At 67.7% G+C, this 15,097-nt stretch carries 16 protein-coding genes; 11 read left to right on the plus strand and 5 right to left on the minus strand.

Features of this window, described 5'->3' with window-relative positions; translation table 11 throughout:
• Positions 1-18 precede the first annotated feature (18 nt).
• Both BAY61_RS24355 and BAY61_RS24360 read left to right on the plus strand, forming a co-directional pair.
• The gene (locus BAY61_RS24355; protein WP_091807259.1) at positions 19-906 is read left to right on the plus strand and encodes a Vgb family protein; all 888 of its coding nucleotides are present in this window, start codon (positions 19-21) and stop codon (positions 904-906) included.
• Positions 907-931: 25 nt separating this feature from the next.
• Positions 932-1,675 (plus strand): nucleotidyltransferase domain-containing protein, encoded by a 744-nt coding sequence (locus tag BAY61_RS24360; RefSeq protein WP_091807257.1) that lies wholly within the window; start codon positions 932-934, stop codon positions 1,673-1,675.
• Positions 1,676-1,685: 10 nt separating this feature from the next.
• Here BAY61_RS24360 and BAY61_RS24365 read toward each other — a convergent pair whose 3' ends face one another.
• Complete coding sequence (locus BAY61_RS24365) at positions 1,686-2,702, minus strand: glycoside hydrolase family 113 protein (RefSeq protein ID WP_091807255.1); 1,017 nt, start codon at positions 2,700-2,702, stop codon at positions 1,686-1,688.
• A gap of 88 nt (positions 2,703-2,790) precedes the next feature.
• Here BAY61_RS24365 and BAY61_RS24370 point away from each other — a divergent pair, with 88 nt between their 5' ends.
• Positions 2,791-3,396 (plus strand): TetR/AcrR family transcriptional regulator, encoded by a 606-nt coding sequence (locus tag BAY61_RS24370; RefSeq protein WP_091807508.1) that lies wholly within the window; start codon positions 2,791-2,793, stop codon positions 3,394-3,396.
• A 7-nt stretch (positions 3,397-3,403) separates the two neighbouring features.
• Here BAY61_RS24370 and BAY61_RS24375 read toward each other — a convergent pair whose 3' ends face one another.
• The gene (locus BAY61_RS24375) at positions 3,404-4,438 is read right to left on the minus strand and encodes a helix-turn-helix domain-containing protein (protein WP_091807253.1); all 1,035 of its coding nucleotides are present in this window, start codon (positions 4,436-4,438) and stop codon (positions 3,404-3,406) included.
• Positions 4,439-4,533: 95 nt separating this feature from the next.
• Here BAY61_RS24375 and BAY61_RS24380 point away from each other — a divergent pair, with 95 nt between their 5' ends.
• The 5 genes from BAY61_RS24380 to trxA all read left to right on the plus strand — a co-directional run bounded on the left by BAY61_RS24380 (position 4,534) and on the right by trxA (position 9,862).
• Positions 4,534-5,430, plus strand: a complete 897-nt coding sequence (locus BAY61_RS24380) for an alpha/beta hydrolase (RefSeq protein WP_091807506.1) — start codon at positions 4,534-4,536, stop codon at positions 5,428-5,430.
• 14 nt (positions 5,431-5,444) lie between these two features.
• On the plus strand, positions 5,445-7,241 hold the full coding sequence (locus BAY61_RS24385; protein ID WP_091807251.1) for an ABC transporter ATP-binding protein: 1,797 nt from the start codon (positions 5,445-5,447) through the stop codon (positions 7,239-7,241).
• The gene (locus BAY61_RS24390) at positions 7,238-8,968 is read left to right on the plus strand and encodes an ABC transporter ATP-binding protein (RefSeq protein ID WP_091807249.1); all 1,731 of its coding nucleotides are present in this window, start codon (positions 7,238-7,240) and stop codon (positions 8,966-8,968) included. Before BAY61_RS24385 ends, BAY61_RS24390 begins: the two co-directional genes overlap by 4 nt.
• A gap of 121 nt (positions 8,969-9,089) precedes the next feature.
• The gene (locus tag BAY61_RS24395) at positions 9,090-9,521 is read left to right on the plus strand and encodes a MerR family transcriptional regulator (RefSeq protein WP_091807247.1); all 432 of its coding nucleotides are present in this window, start codon (positions 9,090-9,092) and stop codon (positions 9,519-9,521) included.
• The gene (trxA, locus tag BAY61_RS24400) at positions 9,518-9,862 is read left to right on the plus strand and encodes a thioredoxin (protein ID WP_091807245.1); all 345 of its coding nucleotides are present in this window, start codon (positions 9,518-9,520) and stop codon (positions 9,860-9,862) included. Before BAY61_RS24395 ends, trxA begins: the two co-directional genes overlap by 4 nt.
• A 148-nt stretch (positions 9,863-10,010) precedes the next feature.
• Here the strand turns inward: trxA and BAY61_RS24405 are convergent, their stop codons facing one another.
• Together BAY61_RS24405 and BAY61_RS24410 are read right to left on the minus strand one after the other, a co-directional pair.
• A complete protein-coding gene (locus tag BAY61_RS24405) occupies positions 10,011-10,916 on the minus strand; it encodes a sigma-70 family RNA polymerase sigma factor (RefSeq protein ID WP_091807243.1) in 906 nt (301 codons plus the stop codon).
• Positions 10,917-11,371: 455 nt separating this feature from the next.
• On the minus strand, positions 11,372-11,593 hold the full coding sequence (locus tag BAY61_RS24410) for a hypothetical protein (protein WP_094168520.1): 222 nt from the start codon (positions 11,591-11,593) through the stop codon (positions 11,372-11,374).
• A 176-nt stretch (positions 11,594-11,769) separates the two neighbouring features.
• Between BAY61_RS24410 and BAY61_RS24415 the strand changes: the two genes are divergently transcribed.
• Positions 11,770-12,486, plus strand: a complete 717-nt coding sequence (locus BAY61_RS24415; protein ID WP_091807504.1) for a VOC family protein — start codon at positions 11,770-11,772, stop codon at positions 12,484-12,486.
• A gap of 153 nt (positions 12,487-12,639) precedes the next feature.
• Complete coding sequence (locus BAY61_RS24420) at positions 12,640-13,020, plus strand: VOC family protein (RefSeq protein ID WP_091807242.1); 381 nt, start codon at positions 12,640-12,642, stop codon at positions 13,018-13,020.
• Positions 13,021-13,035: 15 nt separating this feature from the next.
• On the opposite strand, the gene BAY61_RS24425 is transcribed toward BAY61_RS24420, so the two are convergent.
• Positions 13,036-13,776, minus strand: coding sequence for a class I SAM-dependent DNA methyltransferase (locus tag BAY61_RS24425; protein WP_091807240.1), 741 nt, complete (start codon positions 13,774-13,776; stop codon positions 13,036-13,038).
• 130 nt (positions 13,777-13,906) lie between these two features.
• Here BAY61_RS24425 and BAY61_RS24430 point away from each other — a divergent pair, with 130 nt between their 5' ends.
• Positions 13,907-15,022: an NAD(P)/FAD-dependent oxidoreductase gene (locus BAY61_RS24430; protein ID WP_091807238.1), complete on the plus strand. Its 1,116-nt coding sequence runs from the start codon at positions 13,907-13,909 to the stop codon at positions 15,020-15,022.
• Positions 15,023-15,097: the final 75 nt, after the last annotated feature.

Below are 15,097 nucleotides of genomic sequence, written 5' to 3' on the forward strand. Positions count from 1 at the left end.
AGGCGCGGGAAGAACGGGATGACATCCGTATCCATCGAGCCAATCACGGTGGCCGACAAGGACAGCGGGCCCTACGCGGTCACATCGGGACCGGACGGCGCGCTGTGGTTCACCATGGTCCACAGTGGCCGAATCGGTACGCTGCGCTCCGGCCGAGAGCTGGAAACCCACCAGCTCACCCCGGAGTGCGGGCCGACGATCATCGCCGCCGGCAGCGACGGCGCACTGTGGTTCACGGAATACAAGGCGCATCGCGTCGGCAGAATCACCGCTGACGGCGACGTCACCGAATTCTCACTGCCCACGGCCGAATCCGGACCGTTCGGGATCGCGCCGGGTCCAGACGGCGCGCTATGGTTCACCGAAACCACGGCGGGAAAAATCGGGAGGATCACCACGGCCGGCGAGGTCACCGAGTACGCGCTACCGACAGCGACGGCGTTTCCCTCGGCCATCGTCGCGGGGCCCGGCGGGAAGATGTGGTTCACCCTCAACCAGGACAACGCCATCGGCAGCATCGACGTGGACGGCGTCGTCGAGGAATTCCCGTTGCCGACACCGGCGGCGGGACCGGTCGGGATCGCCGATGGCGAGGACGAAGCGCTCTGGTTCGTCGAGATCGCGGCGGGCGCGATCGGACGGATGACGAAGGACGGCGACATCACCGAGTTCTCACTCCCCGATCCCGAAGCCCGTCCACACGCGATCATCGCGGGCGGCGACGGTGCCTTGTGGTTCACCGAGTGGGGAGCCAATCGCGTCGGCCGGATCACCTACGACGGCGAGATCTCGGAGTACGATCTGCCCGGCCACCACAGCGAACCACACGGCATCACACTCGGCCCGGACGGTGCACTGTGGACGGCGATGGAGACCGGCGCGCTCGCGCGGATCGAGCCTCGGTGAACCCGGCCCGCGCGAACGGACGTCCATGAACGACGAGCGTTTTCCCTTCACCGTCGCCGACCGCCTCGCAACGCTGCCCTCTGTACTCGCCGTTACGCTCGGCGGTTCACGAGCTCAGGGAATCCATCGCGACGACAGCGATTGGGACTTCGCCGTCTACTACCGGGGCTCGTTCGATCCGGCCACGCTGCGCGCGATCGGCTGGGAGGGCGAGGTTTCCGGTATCGGCGAGTGGGGTGGCGGCGTCTTCAACGGCGGCGCGTGGCTCACCGTCGAGGGCCGCCACGTCGACGTCCACTATCGCGATCTCGACGTGGTCGAGCACGAGCTCGCCGAAGCGAAGCAAGGCCGGTTCCGGTGGGAACCTCTGATGTTCCACCTCGCCGGCATCCCGAGCTACCTCGTCGTCGGCGAGCTCGCACTGAGCAAGGTCCTGCGGGGAACACTGCCCAACCCCGCCTACCCCGTGGCATTGCGCGAGGCGGCACCACCGGTGTGGCGGGACAAAGCCGCACACACCCTGCGCTACGCCGAGAGCGCCTACGTTCCCCTCGGGCAGGCGACCGAACTCGCGGGAGCCATCGCCACCGCCGCCTTGCAGGAAGCGCACGCGGTACTGGCCGAGCGCGGCGACTGGCCCACCAACGAGAAACGCCTGCTACGACAGGCCGGACTGCGCGACATCGACACGGTCGTCTCGGAACTCACACCGGAAACGCTCGCGGACGCGCTCTTCTCGGCGAGGCGGATACTCGGGATCAAGCATTGACACCGCCCTTTCAAGCCCGGTAGCGGTCGCCGAGCGCGGCGAAGGCCGCCTTCGGCTCCCACGGCAGTTCGGGATAGGTTTCGCCACAACCGTCTTCCAGGACGCGGACGAGGCCGTATGAGGCGACGTCGAGATCGGTGTCCGGCGCCTCGCGGTGAGGCAGGTTGTAGGTGGCGAACGTGCACCAGAACGCGGTGTCGATTCCGGCATCCTCGAAGAGGTCGAGCGATTCGCGCAGGTATCGAACCTGCTCGGTCTCGTCCCTGACGAAGTCGCCCTTCAAGCCGACCGCGCGTCCGTGCTCGTCCCAGTCCACCATGGACATTCCGTGCGCGCCGAGGTCGATCGCCCCCTTGAAGGTCGTGCAGCCGAACTCGGTGATGGCCACCGGTTTGCCGCCTCCGGCCAACTTCCTGATCGCGTCGGCATAATTGTCGGCCACCTGGGCGGAGTAATAGGCGTCGACACCGACGATGTCGAACGGGTCCCAGTCGACCGGTTCGGAGGGGATGGCCGCGTAGGTCACTTTGCCCCCGAAGTTCTCCCGCGCCAAGGCGACTGCCTCGCGGAGAAAGTCGTTGAGCCGCAAGGGAAGTTCCCGCAACGCCGCAGCCAGTTCGGGACCTGGCTCGCTCAGCAGGGACAACCGTTCGCCGAGCGAGGCACCCGGCAAGAAGCCCTTGGTGAACAACATCAGTTCCGCACCGGTCACGAGGACGACCTCGGCGCCCTCTCGCCGTAGCCGCTCAGCCCTTCGCGCGCAGTCGGCGAGCAGGTCAAGCAGCTCCGCCGTGGTCAGGTCGTTGGTGAACGGGGAGAACCAGACCTCCAGCCCCTCCGAGAAGGCGTGCCGTGCGGCCACGTCGATGCGATGTGGATCGCCGCCGGTGATCCGCACCGCCGTGCAGTGCAGATCGTTCTTGATGATCCGCATTTCCCTCCGCACGCGTTCCGGCTCGAACGGTTCGTGGGTGCTGCCGCCCCCATCGAGAAATCCCGTGTCGTAGGTGATGCCCTTGCCGCGCATGCTCCTCCATTCAATTAAGGTACTTCACGTACCTTAATTGAACGTCTCCTCGACCGCAAACGGCCCCGGTTCGGTACGGTTCGTACCGATGACGGACAAGACTCCCACCGGACGGCGCCGGGGCGCCGCCCTCGAAGAGGCGATACTGGCTGCCGCCGTCGAGGAATTCACCGAGAACGGCTACCCGGGCATGACCATGGACCGCGTCGCGAAGCGGGCCGGTACCAACAAGAACGCGATCTACCGCCGCTGGCCGGGCAGGGCCGCGCTGGGGATCGCGGCCTATCGCAGAATGGTGGAGCGCGAACTACGCCCGCCGGACACCGGCGACCTCCGCGACGACGTACTGGCCGTACTGCGCAAGATGAACGGCGACCTTTCCGCGCCGGGCGGAGACCTCCTGCGCGGCCTGCTCGCCGGAGCGGCAACCGAACCCGAGCTGCTTCCCCAGCTCCACGAACTGATCACCACGAGCGGCGCGGAACCATGGCTGACGATTCTCGGCCGCGCCGTCGCCAGGGGTGACATCAAACCCGAGGCACTGCATCCCCGGGTCGCCACCGTCGCGATCACTTTGCTGCGCAACGAATACGTGACGCGCGGGCTCGCCTCGGTGCCCGACGCCGTGCTCGTCGACATCGTGGACGAGGTCTACCTTCCGCTGCTGTCCGCGCGAGGCGCGATCAATCCATGACGGACGGTCAGTCGGCGAGTAGCCGCCACGCGGCGAGAGCCAGCCGAGCCCTCGTCAGTCCCGCCTGTTCGGTCAGCTCGATCCCCATGACCTTGCCGACCTGGTCGAGCCTGCGGGCGACACTGCTGTGGTGCAGGTGAAGCAGTTCGGCCGAACGACGAAGGGAACCGGTCGCACAGTAGGCATCCAGGGTTTCCAGGTCTTCCGGTTCGGCCGCGATGCCAGCGATCGCGACCACGTCGGCGTTGTCCCGCAGCGTCTCGGATGAGACCTGGGCCAGCAACGCGAGTGCGCCGAGGTCGTCGTGGTGGACCACGGGATCGCGCGAACTCGTGAACCTGAGCGCTGTCCTCGCCTGCTGCCAGGACCGGTCGGCGCTCCCCGCGGTGCCGACGCCGGCCCTGACGCCGCTTGGAAGATGATTCGTGTCCACAGTGGTCGCCAGAATCACCCCGACCTCACTCAACGGCGCGGCCTTGACCAGCCGGGAAGGACAGATCAGCGCACCGACCTTGTCGAGCGGGAGCCTCGAACGCACGGCGACGACCCGAACCGGCAGGTCGGCGGCGAAGCCGAGCAGCCGAAGCGCCCTGTTCCTCCCAGCCTCGTCACTGTCGGCGCTGATCACCAGTTCCACGAGGGCGGGATCGGCCATGGTGGTGCGAGCGGGCCCGTAGCGCTCGACGGTCGCCGCGACGGCGATGGCGAGGCGGTCGAGGACGACTTCGTCGAGCGGGCGGGGCCGGCCGGGACGCTCCAGCCACACGGTGCCGATCTCCTCGTCGTCGAGCGTGACCGGCCACGAGGTGGACACCGGTGACGGGGATCCGGTCGGCGCCTTGCCGTCCGGTCCCATCCGGATCGTGTTGCCCGACCCGTTGAGCAGGATGCCGGTGACACACTCCGAGAGCCCGGCCGAAGCCCTCGCCAGCGCGGGCAGGTCCACTCGCCTGCGCATCAGCGTGTCGTAGAACATCACGACCCTGACCACGCCTCCGGCTTCCGAATCCAGTCGCGACAGCCGCTCAGCCATGACCTCCATGCCCGAAGGATAGGCGACGAACGGCGCACGAGACCGGTCGAACGCGCGACGGATGGCGGCTGAACCCGGGGATGACCGGCGGGAGGATCACGGACATGGATCCCGAACTCGAAGCGTTCATCCCGCTGTTTCCCCGCGCCGACCTGAGCGATCCGGTCTCGGCCCGCAAGAGCTTCCACGAGCTGGCGACATCCATACCCGCGCCGGACACGAGCGGCATGGAGATCGAAAACCGCATGGTGCCTGCCGACCCCGACGTGCCGGTGCGCATCTACCGGCCGCACGCGGCACACGGGGCGATCGTCTGGTTGCACGGCGGCGGCTGGGTCATGGGAGACGTCGACACCGAGCACCCGTGGGCCGCGAGGCTCGCGGACATCTCAGGAGCCGTCGTGGTGTCGGTCGGCTACCGGCTCGCCCCTGAGAACCCGTTCCCCGCCGCGCTGGAAGACGCCTGCGCCGTACTCGCCTGGACCTCCGAAAAGGCCGACGAGCTGGGTGTCGACCCCGGCCGGATCGCGGTGGGCGGGCACAGCGCGGGAGGTGGGATCGCCGCCGGAGTCGCGCTCTCGGCTCGCGACCAGCAAGGTCCGCCGATCCACTTCCAGCTGCTCAACCAACCCGGCCTCGACGACACCCAGGAATCGTGGTCGGCGCGCAACTCCACCGACACCCCGTGGATGACAAGGGACAAGGTCGCCTCCGCGTGGAAGCACTATCTCGGCGGAGCCGAGGCGACGCCGTACGCCGCACCCACGAGGGCGACCGACCTTTCCGGCCTGCCACCCGCCTTCATCGGCTCCGCGGAGTTCTGCCCGAACCGCGACGAGAACATCGCCTACGCCCAGCGCCTGCTACAGGCGGGGGTTTCGGTCGAGCTCCACCAGTGGGCAGGCACGTTCCACGGTTCACAGGCACTGCTGTCGGCCGAGGTGTCCCAGCGGCAGATCACCGAACTCGGCGACGTACTGCGCCGCGCGCTGGCCAACTGACGGACGGGGAAACGATGACCACCAGCGGCCTCACCGAGGCGAGTACGAACGAGGCGCCGAGTACCGAGCGAGAAGGCAATGCCGGGCTGGTCGGCGGGTTCGTCGTCGTGATCGGCTTGCAGGTGATCGGTGCCGTCGCCGGTCTCGTGCCGCTGCTCGCGGTCGTCGAACTCGGCCGGACACTGTTGTCGCCGGAACCCGTCGACGCGGGCCACGTCCGGCTCGTGGTCGTCGCGGGCGCGATCGGCCTTCTCGTCCGGTTGCTGTTCACCGCCGCGTCCTCCGGAATGGGGCACCTCCTCGACGACAAGGTCGCGCTGTCGTTTCGAAGGCGACTCGCGCGGCATCTCGGGCGGGTACCGATCGGCTGGTTCTCCCGGCGCGGGTCAGGCGAACTCGCCAAGGTGGTCGGCGACGACGTCGGCGCGTTGCACCCGTTCATCGCACACGCCCCCGGCGAACTCGTCTCCGCGTTCGTTGTCCCGCTGGTGTCGCTCGGGTACCTGCTCACCGTCGACTGGCGGCTCACGCTGATCACGCTGATTCCCGTTGTGCTGGCGATCGCGCTGGTCCCGCTGATGATGGCCCCCGCGAGGCTGCGTGAGCAGGCCGCCTTCGACGAAGCCATGGGCCGCATCTCGAACTCCGTCGTCGAGTTCGTCCACGGGATCTCGGTGGTGAAGACCTTCGGCGAGTCCGGCCGCGCCCACCGCAAGTTCCTCACGGCCGTCGACGCCTTCGTCACCATCTTCTACCGGATGGTGCGGGGCCTTTCCGGGATCGCGGCGGGAATGCAGCTCGTGTTGTCGCCCCCTTTCGTCTTGCTGACCGTGTTGACCGGCGGCACGATCATGATCACCAACGGCGCGCTCTCGCCCGCGGATCTCATCCCCTTCCTGCTGTTGGGTCTCGGTTTGACCGCGCCGGTCGCCGCACTGGGGCACGGCTTCGACGACCTACAGGCCGCCCGCCGCGCGGCAGGCAGGATCAAGGATGTGCTCGGCGTGCGGCCACTGCCGGAGCCGGAGCATCCCGTCGTCCCTGACGGACACAAGGTCGAGCTCAGAAACGTCGGTTTCGGCTACACCGCCGAACACGAGGTGCTGCACGACATCGACCTCGTGCTCGAACCCGGGTCGGTCACCGCGCTGGTCGGTCCATCGGGAAGCGGAAAGTCGACGCTGATTCAGCTTCTGCCCCGGTTCTTCGATCCCACAAGGGGCTCCGTCGTCCTCGGTGGTGCCGACCTGCGCGAGGTCGGCACCGCGAGGCTGCACCGGACGATTTCCTTCGTCTTCCAGGACACACACCTGCTGCGTGCCTCGGTCGCCGACAACATCGCCCTCGCCGTGCCGCACGCGGAACGCGAAGACGTCGTCCGTGCCGCGCGAATGGCGAACATCCACGACCGGATCCTCGAATTACCGCACGGATACGACACGGTGCTCGGAGACGAGGTCACGCTGTCGGGCGGCGAGGCACAGCGGCTCTCGATCGCCCGCGCGCTGCTCTCCGACGCACCGGTGCTTGTGCTCGACGAGGCGACCGCTTTCGCCGACCCGCACACCGAGCGAGCGGTGCGCGAAGCGTTGACAGCGCGGAAGGGCAAGACGGTCCTCGTCGTCGCCCACCGCCTCGAAACGATCAGCGGCGCCGACACCGTCGTGTTGCTGGACAACGGGTCGATCGTCGAACGCGGCAGGCCCACCGAACTGCTGGCGGCGAACGGAAAGTTCGCCGCGTTCTGGAATGCCCACCGGTCGGCGACCGGTGCGGAAACCGGCACCCCGCGAGGAGACATGGCCCGATGATCCGAATGTTGCTGAGGGTGCTCGGCCCCTCCTACGCACCTCCCGTGCGGCGCACGGTGGCGCTGATGACGGCGACCGCGGTCGTCGAGGGTCTGTCCTACGCGCTGCTGGTTCCGGTGCTGCGCGCGTTGTTCGGCAGCACGCCCGGGGACGCCTCGCCATGGCTGATCGCCTTCGGAGTTACCGTCGCCTGCTACGCGGTGCTCCGCTACACCAGCGATCTTTCCGGCTTCCGGGTCGGGACGACGCTGTTGCACGGGATGTACCACCGGCTTGGTGACCACCTCGCGCGGCTGCCCATCGGCTGGTACACCGCAGGCCGCGTCGGGAAGGTGTCCGTGCTGGCCAGCAGCGGCGTGCTTGAGGCGATGGGCGTGATCGCCCACCTGCTCGCCCCGTTCATCTCCGCCTGCGTGACGCCGTTGACGATCATCGTCGTGATGCTCGCCTGCAACTGGCAGTTCGGCCTCGCCGCCCTGCTCGCCGCGCCGATCGTCGCGGTCATCCAGGTGTGGACGGGGCGGGCGATGGCCACGGCGGACGCGGAACGCGCCGAACGCGACCAGGAGGCGACCGGGCGGGTCATCGAATACCTGCGGGCTCAGCCGGTGTTGCGTACCGGAGGGCGCGCCACAGAGCGGTTCCGCCTGCTCGACGACGCGCTGACCGGTCTCCAGCGCGCTTCCCGCCGATCGACGCTGTCGGCGCTGCCGGGTGCGGTGGGCCTCGCCTTCGTGGTGCAGGCGGTGTTCACCGGGCTGCTCGCCCTCGCCGCCTATCTCGCGCTCGGTGGGACCATCGGCGCGGCCGAGGTGCTCGCGATGCTGGTGCTCGCCGCCCGATGCGCGGATCCGGTGCTGTCGCTGACGGACATCGGGGGCAAGGTTCGCGCGGCACGTTCGGAACTGGCGAGGCTCGACGCGGTGCTGCGAGCGGAGCCGTTGCCGGAACCCGCCGAGCCTCGCCTGCCGGATGGCCACGATCTCGCGTTCGGCTCCATCACTTTCCGCCACGGCGACCGCACGGTGATCGACGACGTTTCACTGTCCATTCCGGAGGGACGCAGCCTCGCTGTCGTCGGCCCTTCGGGCGCGGGCAAGAGCACGTTGCTGCGACTGCTGGCCCGGTTCCACGACGTCGACGCCGGTGCGGTTCGGATCGGCGGCGTCGACGTGCGGTCCGTCGGCTCGGACACGCTGATGGACCGGGTCGCCATCGTCTTCCAGGACGTATATCTCTTCGAAGGGACGATCGAGGAGAACGTGCGGCTCGGCCGCCCCGGTGCCGAGAAGGCCGACCTGAGGTCGGCGGCGACGGCGGCACGGCTCGACGAGGTGATCGAACGACTCCCCGAAGGGTGGGCCACGAACGTCGGCGAAGGTGGCGCGCTGTTGTCCGGCGGTGAGCGCCAGCGAGTGTCGATCGCGCGAGCCCTGCTGAAGGACGCACCCATCGTGCTGCTGGACGAGGTGACCTCCGCGCTGGATCCGGTCAACGAAGCAGCCGTGCACGAAGGGATCGAACGGCTCATGGCAGGAAGAACCGTGGTGCTGGTCGCGCACCGGCTGCGAAGCGTGGAACGCGCCGATCACGTCGTCTTCCTCGACGGTGGCCGGATCACCGATGAAGGCAGCCACGACGAATTGCTCCGGCGGAGTCGCCGCTACGCCGAGTACTGGGATGCCCCCAGCCGGAAGCAAGGGAGCTTTGCTGCCGTTTGGCGGTAGCAAAGCTCCCTTGCTTCTTTGCCGGATCGCGCCGAGAAACCCGGTTCCGGGGGAAAGCCCGCGCCCGAAGGGAAGCCCGTGTTCTTGCCTTGACGCTGACGTCAAGGTTTACCTTCGACCCATGCGCATCGGCGAACTGGCGAAAATGGCGGGGACGACGCCCCGCGCACTGCGCTTCTACGAGGCGCAAGGGCTGCTCGGCGCACGTCGCGCCGCCAACGGCTACCGCGAGTACGACGACCAGGACCTGCGACTGTTGCGCGAGATACTCGCGCTCCAGGAAGTCGGGCTGAGTCTCGACGACACGAAACCCTTCGTCGAATGCCTGCGGGCCGGAAACGAAAGCGGCGACTCGTGCACCGATTCCATCGAGGTGTACGAACGCAAACTCGCCGAGGTCGACGCCTGCCTCGACCGGCTCGGTTCGCTGCGCGCGAGCCTGCTGTCGAAACTGGCGGGCGCGCTCGCCCGGCAGCCGGGGCCGTGCCAGGTCGCCGATCACCCCGGCGACACCGGCGAAATCGCGTCCACGAACCCACGGGAGAGCTCATGACACTGGCCGACGTTCCCGGTCAGCTGACCGTCGTCACCGACGACACGTTCGAACGGGATGTACTGCGGCACGAGAAGCCGGTCCTCGTCGACTTCTGGGCAGAGTGGTGCCCGCCGTGCCGCATACTCGCGCCGATCCTGGCCGAGATCGCCCACGAACGTGCCGACGTCCTCACCATCCGCAAGCTCAACACGGACGAGAATCCCCGCACGACGCGCGACTACCAGGTGATGTCGGCACCGACACTGATGCTGTTCCGCGAAGGGAGCCCCATCCGGATGCTCGTCGGCTCGCGGCCGAAGACACGTCTGCTCGCCGAACTGGACGACGCACTCAGGTAACGACCGTCCGCCCGCCGGGCCCGGCTCCTGCCGCGCCCGGATTTCGGACGTCAGCTTCGCGAGCGTCGGGGCAGCCCTTCGCCGACCGGCCTGCTCTACCGACCGGCCCTGCCTGTCACCCCGCTGCTCGACGTGGTGCCCCCGCTTCTCAGGACACGCCGGGCCGGCGCCAGCCGCCGGGAACGGTGATCCGCAGGTTTCGCAGCCGTTCTTCGTCGGCGATCACCTCGATTTCCGTGATCCGGTCCTCCTTGATCGTCACGGTCAGGACAAGACGCAGCAATCCGTTCGGAGCGATGACGACACCCACCGCTCCGTCGATGAGCGCCGGTTCCGCGATGGCCGCCCTCGCCGCGAAGACCCGCGTCTCCCTCGCGACGGTGCTAGCGCCTCGCACGACGGTCGCCGCCCCGGCGGGAAGCGCCGACCTGTCCGCATGCCTGACCACATCGGGGTCGAGCAGTTCGACCAGTGTGTCCAGATCGCCTCCTCTGCTCGCGACCAGGAATGCCTCCACGATGGCTCTGTGTCGCGCGATCTCGGCATCAGGGGCCGTGGTCGTCCCGCGTAGTCGCTGCCGCGCGCGACTCGCGAGTTTCTTCGTGGCGACGGGGCTTCGCGCCACGATGGGCGCGATCTCGTCGAACGGCAGGGCGAACATGTCGTGCAACACGAACGCGACCCGCTCGGCCGGTCGCAGCGTGCCGAGCACGACCAGCAACGCCCTGCCGACCGCGTCGGCGAGCAACGCCTCACCCTCGGGTTCGACCCGGTGTTCGTCCCCTTCCGCCGATTCGGGAAGTTCGTGTCCAACCAGGTCTTCACGGCGAACTTGCCTGGAGCGCAGCACGTCGATGCAGACCCTGCTGACGACGGTGGTGAGCCAACCGGCGAGGTTCGCGACGTCGCCAGTGTCAGACCGGCTGAGCCGCAACCACGTCTCCTGTACCGCGTCGTCGGCCTCCGAGGCCGAGCCGAGCATCCGGTAGGCGATCACCCTGAGCCGGGCACGGTGCTCCTCGAAGACCGCAGCCAGCCGATCACCCTCGTCCATCGGTCACCTTCCGCTGTTCGCAATCGTCATCACTGACGACGTGCCAAAGACGGCAAAGGTGACACGACGCTGCCCACAACTCTTCAACCAGCACAAGACCAGCACGGTACCCGGCAGTCCCGGCCAGCACCGCGCGTCGGCCACCGCCCCCGACCTGGACAACGTCACCAACAGCCGCTACCGACAGGATCCCGCTCGGCAACCGTCACCGATAATCGCCGCCAGACAGCCATCACCGGCAGCCACTCGCAGCCGCCGCCAGCCGCCGCCAGCCGTCACTGACAGTCAGCGCAACACCGACAGTGGGGCATCGGCAGCCGACAGTCGTCACCGACAACACGACATGCACGGCCGTCACCACGTGTCGGCCGCCAACTGCCGACCGGAGCAACGGCGAGCAGGTGCCGCACCGGTGCGGCACCTGCTCGCCTCGCACCACCTGACCGCTTCCTGATCTACGGGCCCGGGTCCCCAAGGGCCGGCCCCCGGTAGCGCGGGCTCGTCGCCGACACCCCCGCGCCTGGCAGAAGGCCGATCTCCCGCCCTCGCTCCAGCGGTTCCACTCTTTCGGTCACAATGGACACTCCAGTCGGGGAAAAGGGACGAGCCAGCTCGGACACGGTGGCCTTCCTGCCGACCATCACCGTTCTCGCGCCGAACCCGTAACCGCGTGCCATGTCTTACTCCTCGCCTCGCTCCGGTTTCTCGAACATCGACAAGCATGCCACCGGGGTCCGACAAAAAAGGGCCGCGAGGAAAGCACGGAGCGAAAATTCCGTTGGCCCCGCCCACCAGGATCGGCTACAAGGACTACAACGACACTCCGCCCCTCGCTGAGCACCAAGGACCCGCGATGCCCTCCAGCACCACCCGCGACCGGTTGTTTCCGTTCTGCTGGCTCGATGTCAAGTCCCACGACCCAGCCGCGTTGGAACGGTTCTTCGTGTCAACGCTCGGCTGGGAGTTCGCCGTCGACGAGCAGGATTGGCGCAAGGCAACGGTGATCTCCGTCGCCGGGCACAGGATCGGCGGCGTCAGCGACCTCGCCAACCCTGTCTATCCCGAGGAGACTCCGGCGCACGTCGCCTTCTACCTCACCGTCGACGACGTCGAGGCACGAACGGAGGCGGCGCTCGCGCTCGGCGCCAGTCTGGTCGTCGGACCGTTCGAGGCGGGAGACCAGGGACGCATGTCGACGCTCGTCGACCCCTGGGGAGCGGCGTTCTCGCTGTGGCAACCGCTCGCCTTCTCGGGCTGGTCGGTGCCGACCGGCGTGAACGGGGCACCGGCCGCGTTGCGATTGTCCTGCACGGACCCTCTCGCGAGCAGGCGGTTCTACGAGAACGCGCTCGCCACGACACTGCCGCCCGAGTTCTTCGTCGCGCGGCCGGGTGGAGAATCGCGGCCACAATGGGAACTGCTCGTCGAGGTCGACGACCTCTCCACCGTACGAACGCGAATCGGCACGCTCGGCGGCGTGGCCGACGAGCTCGCCGATGGAAACCGGCCCGGCCTGCGAATGCGAACCGACGAAGGCATCGCGATACGACTGCGATCGCTTGACTCCTGACCGGCCAGATGCCGAAACTCGTTGGCGGAAAAGACTTTCCCGCTCATGCCGTCGCCTGGGCGGCCGAGCGAACGCGTCGAACCCACTCGTCCGCGTCAGCTTCCTCGGGTACGGTCGCTTCCGGCAACTCCGGACTGAGAGTGGGTTTCGGTTATGGCATGTCGGATCAGCGAGCTGGTACTCGGTTGCCGCGATCCCGAGGCGCTGGCGCGGTTCTGGTGTGAGGTACTCGACTTCGTCGTGCTCGACCGCGAGGGCGGCGAAATGCTGGAAATTGGGCCACGCGAAGGGTTCGGCGGTCCACAGCCGACGATCATTCTCAGTCGCAGGGACGAGCCGGAGAAGGGAAAAGCCCGGCTGCACATCGACGTCAACGCCACCGACCGCGATCAGGAAGCCGAACTCGAACGTCTGCTGAAACTCGGTGCCCGGCCCGCCGACATCGGCCAGACGGGCGAAGAAGAGTGGCACGTGCTGGCCGACCCGGAAGGAAACGAGTTCTGTCTGCTCAAAGCCCGCATCGCCCCGCTGTGACGTAGCGAGCTGGGCCTACACCCGCTTCGCGACGGTGATGATCTCGATGCCGGTTTCGGTCACCGGCCGGCCGTCCCAGTCTCCGTACTGGTGTTCGACGGCAAGGCCCGCTTCGCTGAGAAAGCCGGAAAGCGAAGGGACGTCGAGAAAACGCAGCGAGCTGTGACTGTGCTCGTCGGCATCCCAGCCGGGACTCGAATACGTGGTCGTGAACCGCACGATGTCGTCGATGACGGGCCGCTCCACCTGGTGACTCATCCGCACCACCGCGCCATCGGCCCCGATGACCTCACTCGCGTTCTCCGGTGTCCAGCCCTCCCAGGCTCTGGCCGCGGGGTTGCGGGTCTCGAACGCGAACCGCCCCTCGCCGGTGAGTGCGTCGCGGATCGCCGACAGCGACGACCGCAGTTGCTCGTCGGTGACGAATACCTGAAACGCGTGGCCCGACATGACGACGAGATCGAACTCGCCGCGAAACGCCGTCGAGGAAAGGTCACCGTCGATCCATTCGACATCGGAGCGGACCCGGGCCCTTCGCAACATTCCCTCGCCGGGATCGAGCCCGCACAACCGTCCCTTGTGCCCTGCTTCCCTCGCGCGATGCAGCAGCATCCCGGTACCGCACCCCACGTCGAGTACGGCTTCCGCCGACATCACCATGGGCAGGTAGAAGCCGAAGTCCCCGCGTGGATCCCATGGATGGAACTCGTCATACAGCGCGGCGAGCCGTTCGTCGGCGAATTGATGGTCGACCACGGTCCGAGTGTGCCAACGTCGCCGCGACCGCGCCTCCGATTATCCGAGGGAACAGTGGCTGAGGTCACAGCCGGACCCTGTCAGGAATCAGCTCCGCATCCGGTGAAGAGGGCAACCGGAGGGAGCGGACATGACAGCGCACATCGTGGTACTCGGAGCGGGTTACTCGGGCCTGCTCACGGCAAAGCTGATCGCCAAGCGCACCGACGCGCGGGTCACTCTCGTCAACGCGAGGGACCGATTCGTGGAGCGAGTGCGGCTTCATCAACTCGCCGCCGGACAGGAACTGGAGGACCTGCCCATCACCGGCCTGCTGGAGGGGTCGAGTGCGGCCTTCAAGCAGGACAGGGTGACTGGGATCGTTCCGGACATGCGCACCATCACTCTCGCTGAGGGCGAACCGCTGACCTACGACATCCTGGTGTACGCGCTGGGAAGCACCGCCGATCTCGAATCGGTGCCCGGCGCGGCCGAACACGCGTTCACCGTCACGAGCGCGGAGCAGGCCGCCGCATTGAGGACCAGGCTGGAGAACAGCAAGACCGTCGCGGTCGTCGGCGGCGGGCTCACCGGCATCGAGGCGGCGACCGAGATCGCGGAGACGAAGCCGGGGCTCAAGGTCAAGCTCGTCACCGGCGGCGTCTTCGGCGAGGCACTGTCGGAGAAAGGGGGCAAACACCTGCGGAAGGTGTTCGGCAGGCTCGGAATCGACATCGTCGACAACGCCGTCGTCAAAGAGGTGGCCGCCGAAGGGGTCGTGCTCGCCGACGGGAAACACCTCGAAGCCGACACGGTTGTCTGGACGACGGGCTTCCGGGTCCCCGAACTCGCGAGAGCGGCGGGGCTGGAGTGCGACGCCTCGGGAAGGCTCGCCGTCGACGAAACCCTGCGATCGGTGTCGCACCCCGATGTCTACGGCGTCGGCGACGCGGCTGCCGCTCGGATGAAAACGGGGCAAGAACTGCGGATGGCCTGCGCGACCGGACTGCCATCGGCCATGCAACTCGCCCGTTCGATCAGTGGCGCGCTGGTCGGCAAACCCGGCAAACCGCTGCGTTTCCGTTACTTCAACCAGTGCATCAGCCTCGGTCGGCGCGACGCGCTCGTCCAGTTCGTACGCGCCGACGACACTCCTGTCTCGGCTGTGCTCACCGGACGGTTCGCCGCGCGCTACAAGGAAACCATCGTGCGCTCGACGGTATGGGCGCAGCGCCATCCCGTGCTGGCCGCGGCCGTGCTGCCGTAGGTCGACCGAGCCTCGGCGAGAGCGCCGGAGCGGTTGTCGGCGCTGACCGGTCCCGACGGCAACCGGATCAGGCTC

Source organism: Prauserella marina (assembly GCF_002240355.1).
In the GTDB taxonomy this organism is placed as follows: Bacteria; Actinomycetota; Actinomycetes; order Mycobacteriales; family Pseudonocardiaceae; genus Prauserella_A; species Prauserella_A marina.

Bases quoted from the DNA above. Each gene is read 5' to 3' on its own strand.
- BAY61_RS24360 (WP_091807257.1), top strand. From the start codon at position 932: ATGAACGACGAGCGTTTTCCCTTCACCGTCGCCGACCGCCTCGCAACG.
- BAY61_RS24430 (WP_091807238.1), top strand. From the start codon at position 13,907: ATGACAGCGCACATCGTGGTACTCGGAGCGGGTTACTCGGGCCTGCTC.
- BAY61_RS24370 (WP_091807508.1), top strand. From the start codon at position 2,791: ATGACGGACAAGACTCCCACCGGACGGCGCCGGGGCGCCGCCCTCGAA.
- BAY61_RS24365 (WP_091807255.1), bottom strand. From the start codon at position 2,702: ATGCGCGGCAAGGGCATCACCTACGACACGGGATTTCTCGATGGGGGC.
- trxA (WP_091807245.1), top strand. From the start codon at position 9,518: ATGACACTGGCCGACGTTCCCGGTCAGCTGACCGTCGTCACCGACGAC.
- BAY61_RS24410 (WP_094168520.1), bottom strand. From the start codon at position 11,593: ATGGCACGCGGTTACGGGTTCGGCGCGAGAACGGTGATGGTCGGCAGG.
- BAY61_RS24385 (WP_091807251.1), top strand. From the start codon at position 5,445: ATGACCACCAGCGGCCTCACCGAGGCGAGTACGAACGAGGCGCCGAGT.
- BAY61_RS24420 (WP_091807242.1), top strand. From the start codon at position 12,640: ATGGCATGTCGGATCAGCGAGCTGGTACTCGGTTGCCGCGATCCCGAG.
- BAY61_RS24390 (WP_091807249.1), top strand. From the start codon at position 7,238: ATGATCCGAATGTTGCTGAGGGTGCTCGGCCCCTCCTACGCACCTCCC.
- BAY61_RS24375 (WP_091807253.1), bottom strand. From the start codon at position 4,438: ATGGAGGTCATGGCTGAGCGGCTGTCGCGACTGGATTCGGAAGCCGGA.
- BAY61_RS24395 (WP_091807247.1), top strand. From the start codon at position 9,090: ATGCGCATCGGCGAACTGGCGAAAATGGCGGGGACGACGCCCCGCGCA.
- BAY61_RS24380 (WP_091807506.1), top strand. From the start codon at position 4,534: ATGGATCCCGAACTCGAAGCGTTCATCCCGCTGTTTCCCCGCGCCGAC.
- BAY61_RS24405 (WP_091807243.1), bottom strand. From the start codon at position 10,916: ATGGACGAGGGTGATCGGCTGGCTGCGGTCTTCGAGGAGCACCGTGCC.
- BAY61_RS24415 (WP_091807504.1), top strand. From the start codon at position 11,770: ATGCCCTCCAGCACCACCCGCGACCGGTTGTTTCCGTTCTGCTGGCTC.
- BAY61_RS24355 (WP_091807259.1), top strand. From the start codon at position 19: ATGACATCCGTATCCATCGAGCCAATCACGGTGGCCGACAAGGACAGC.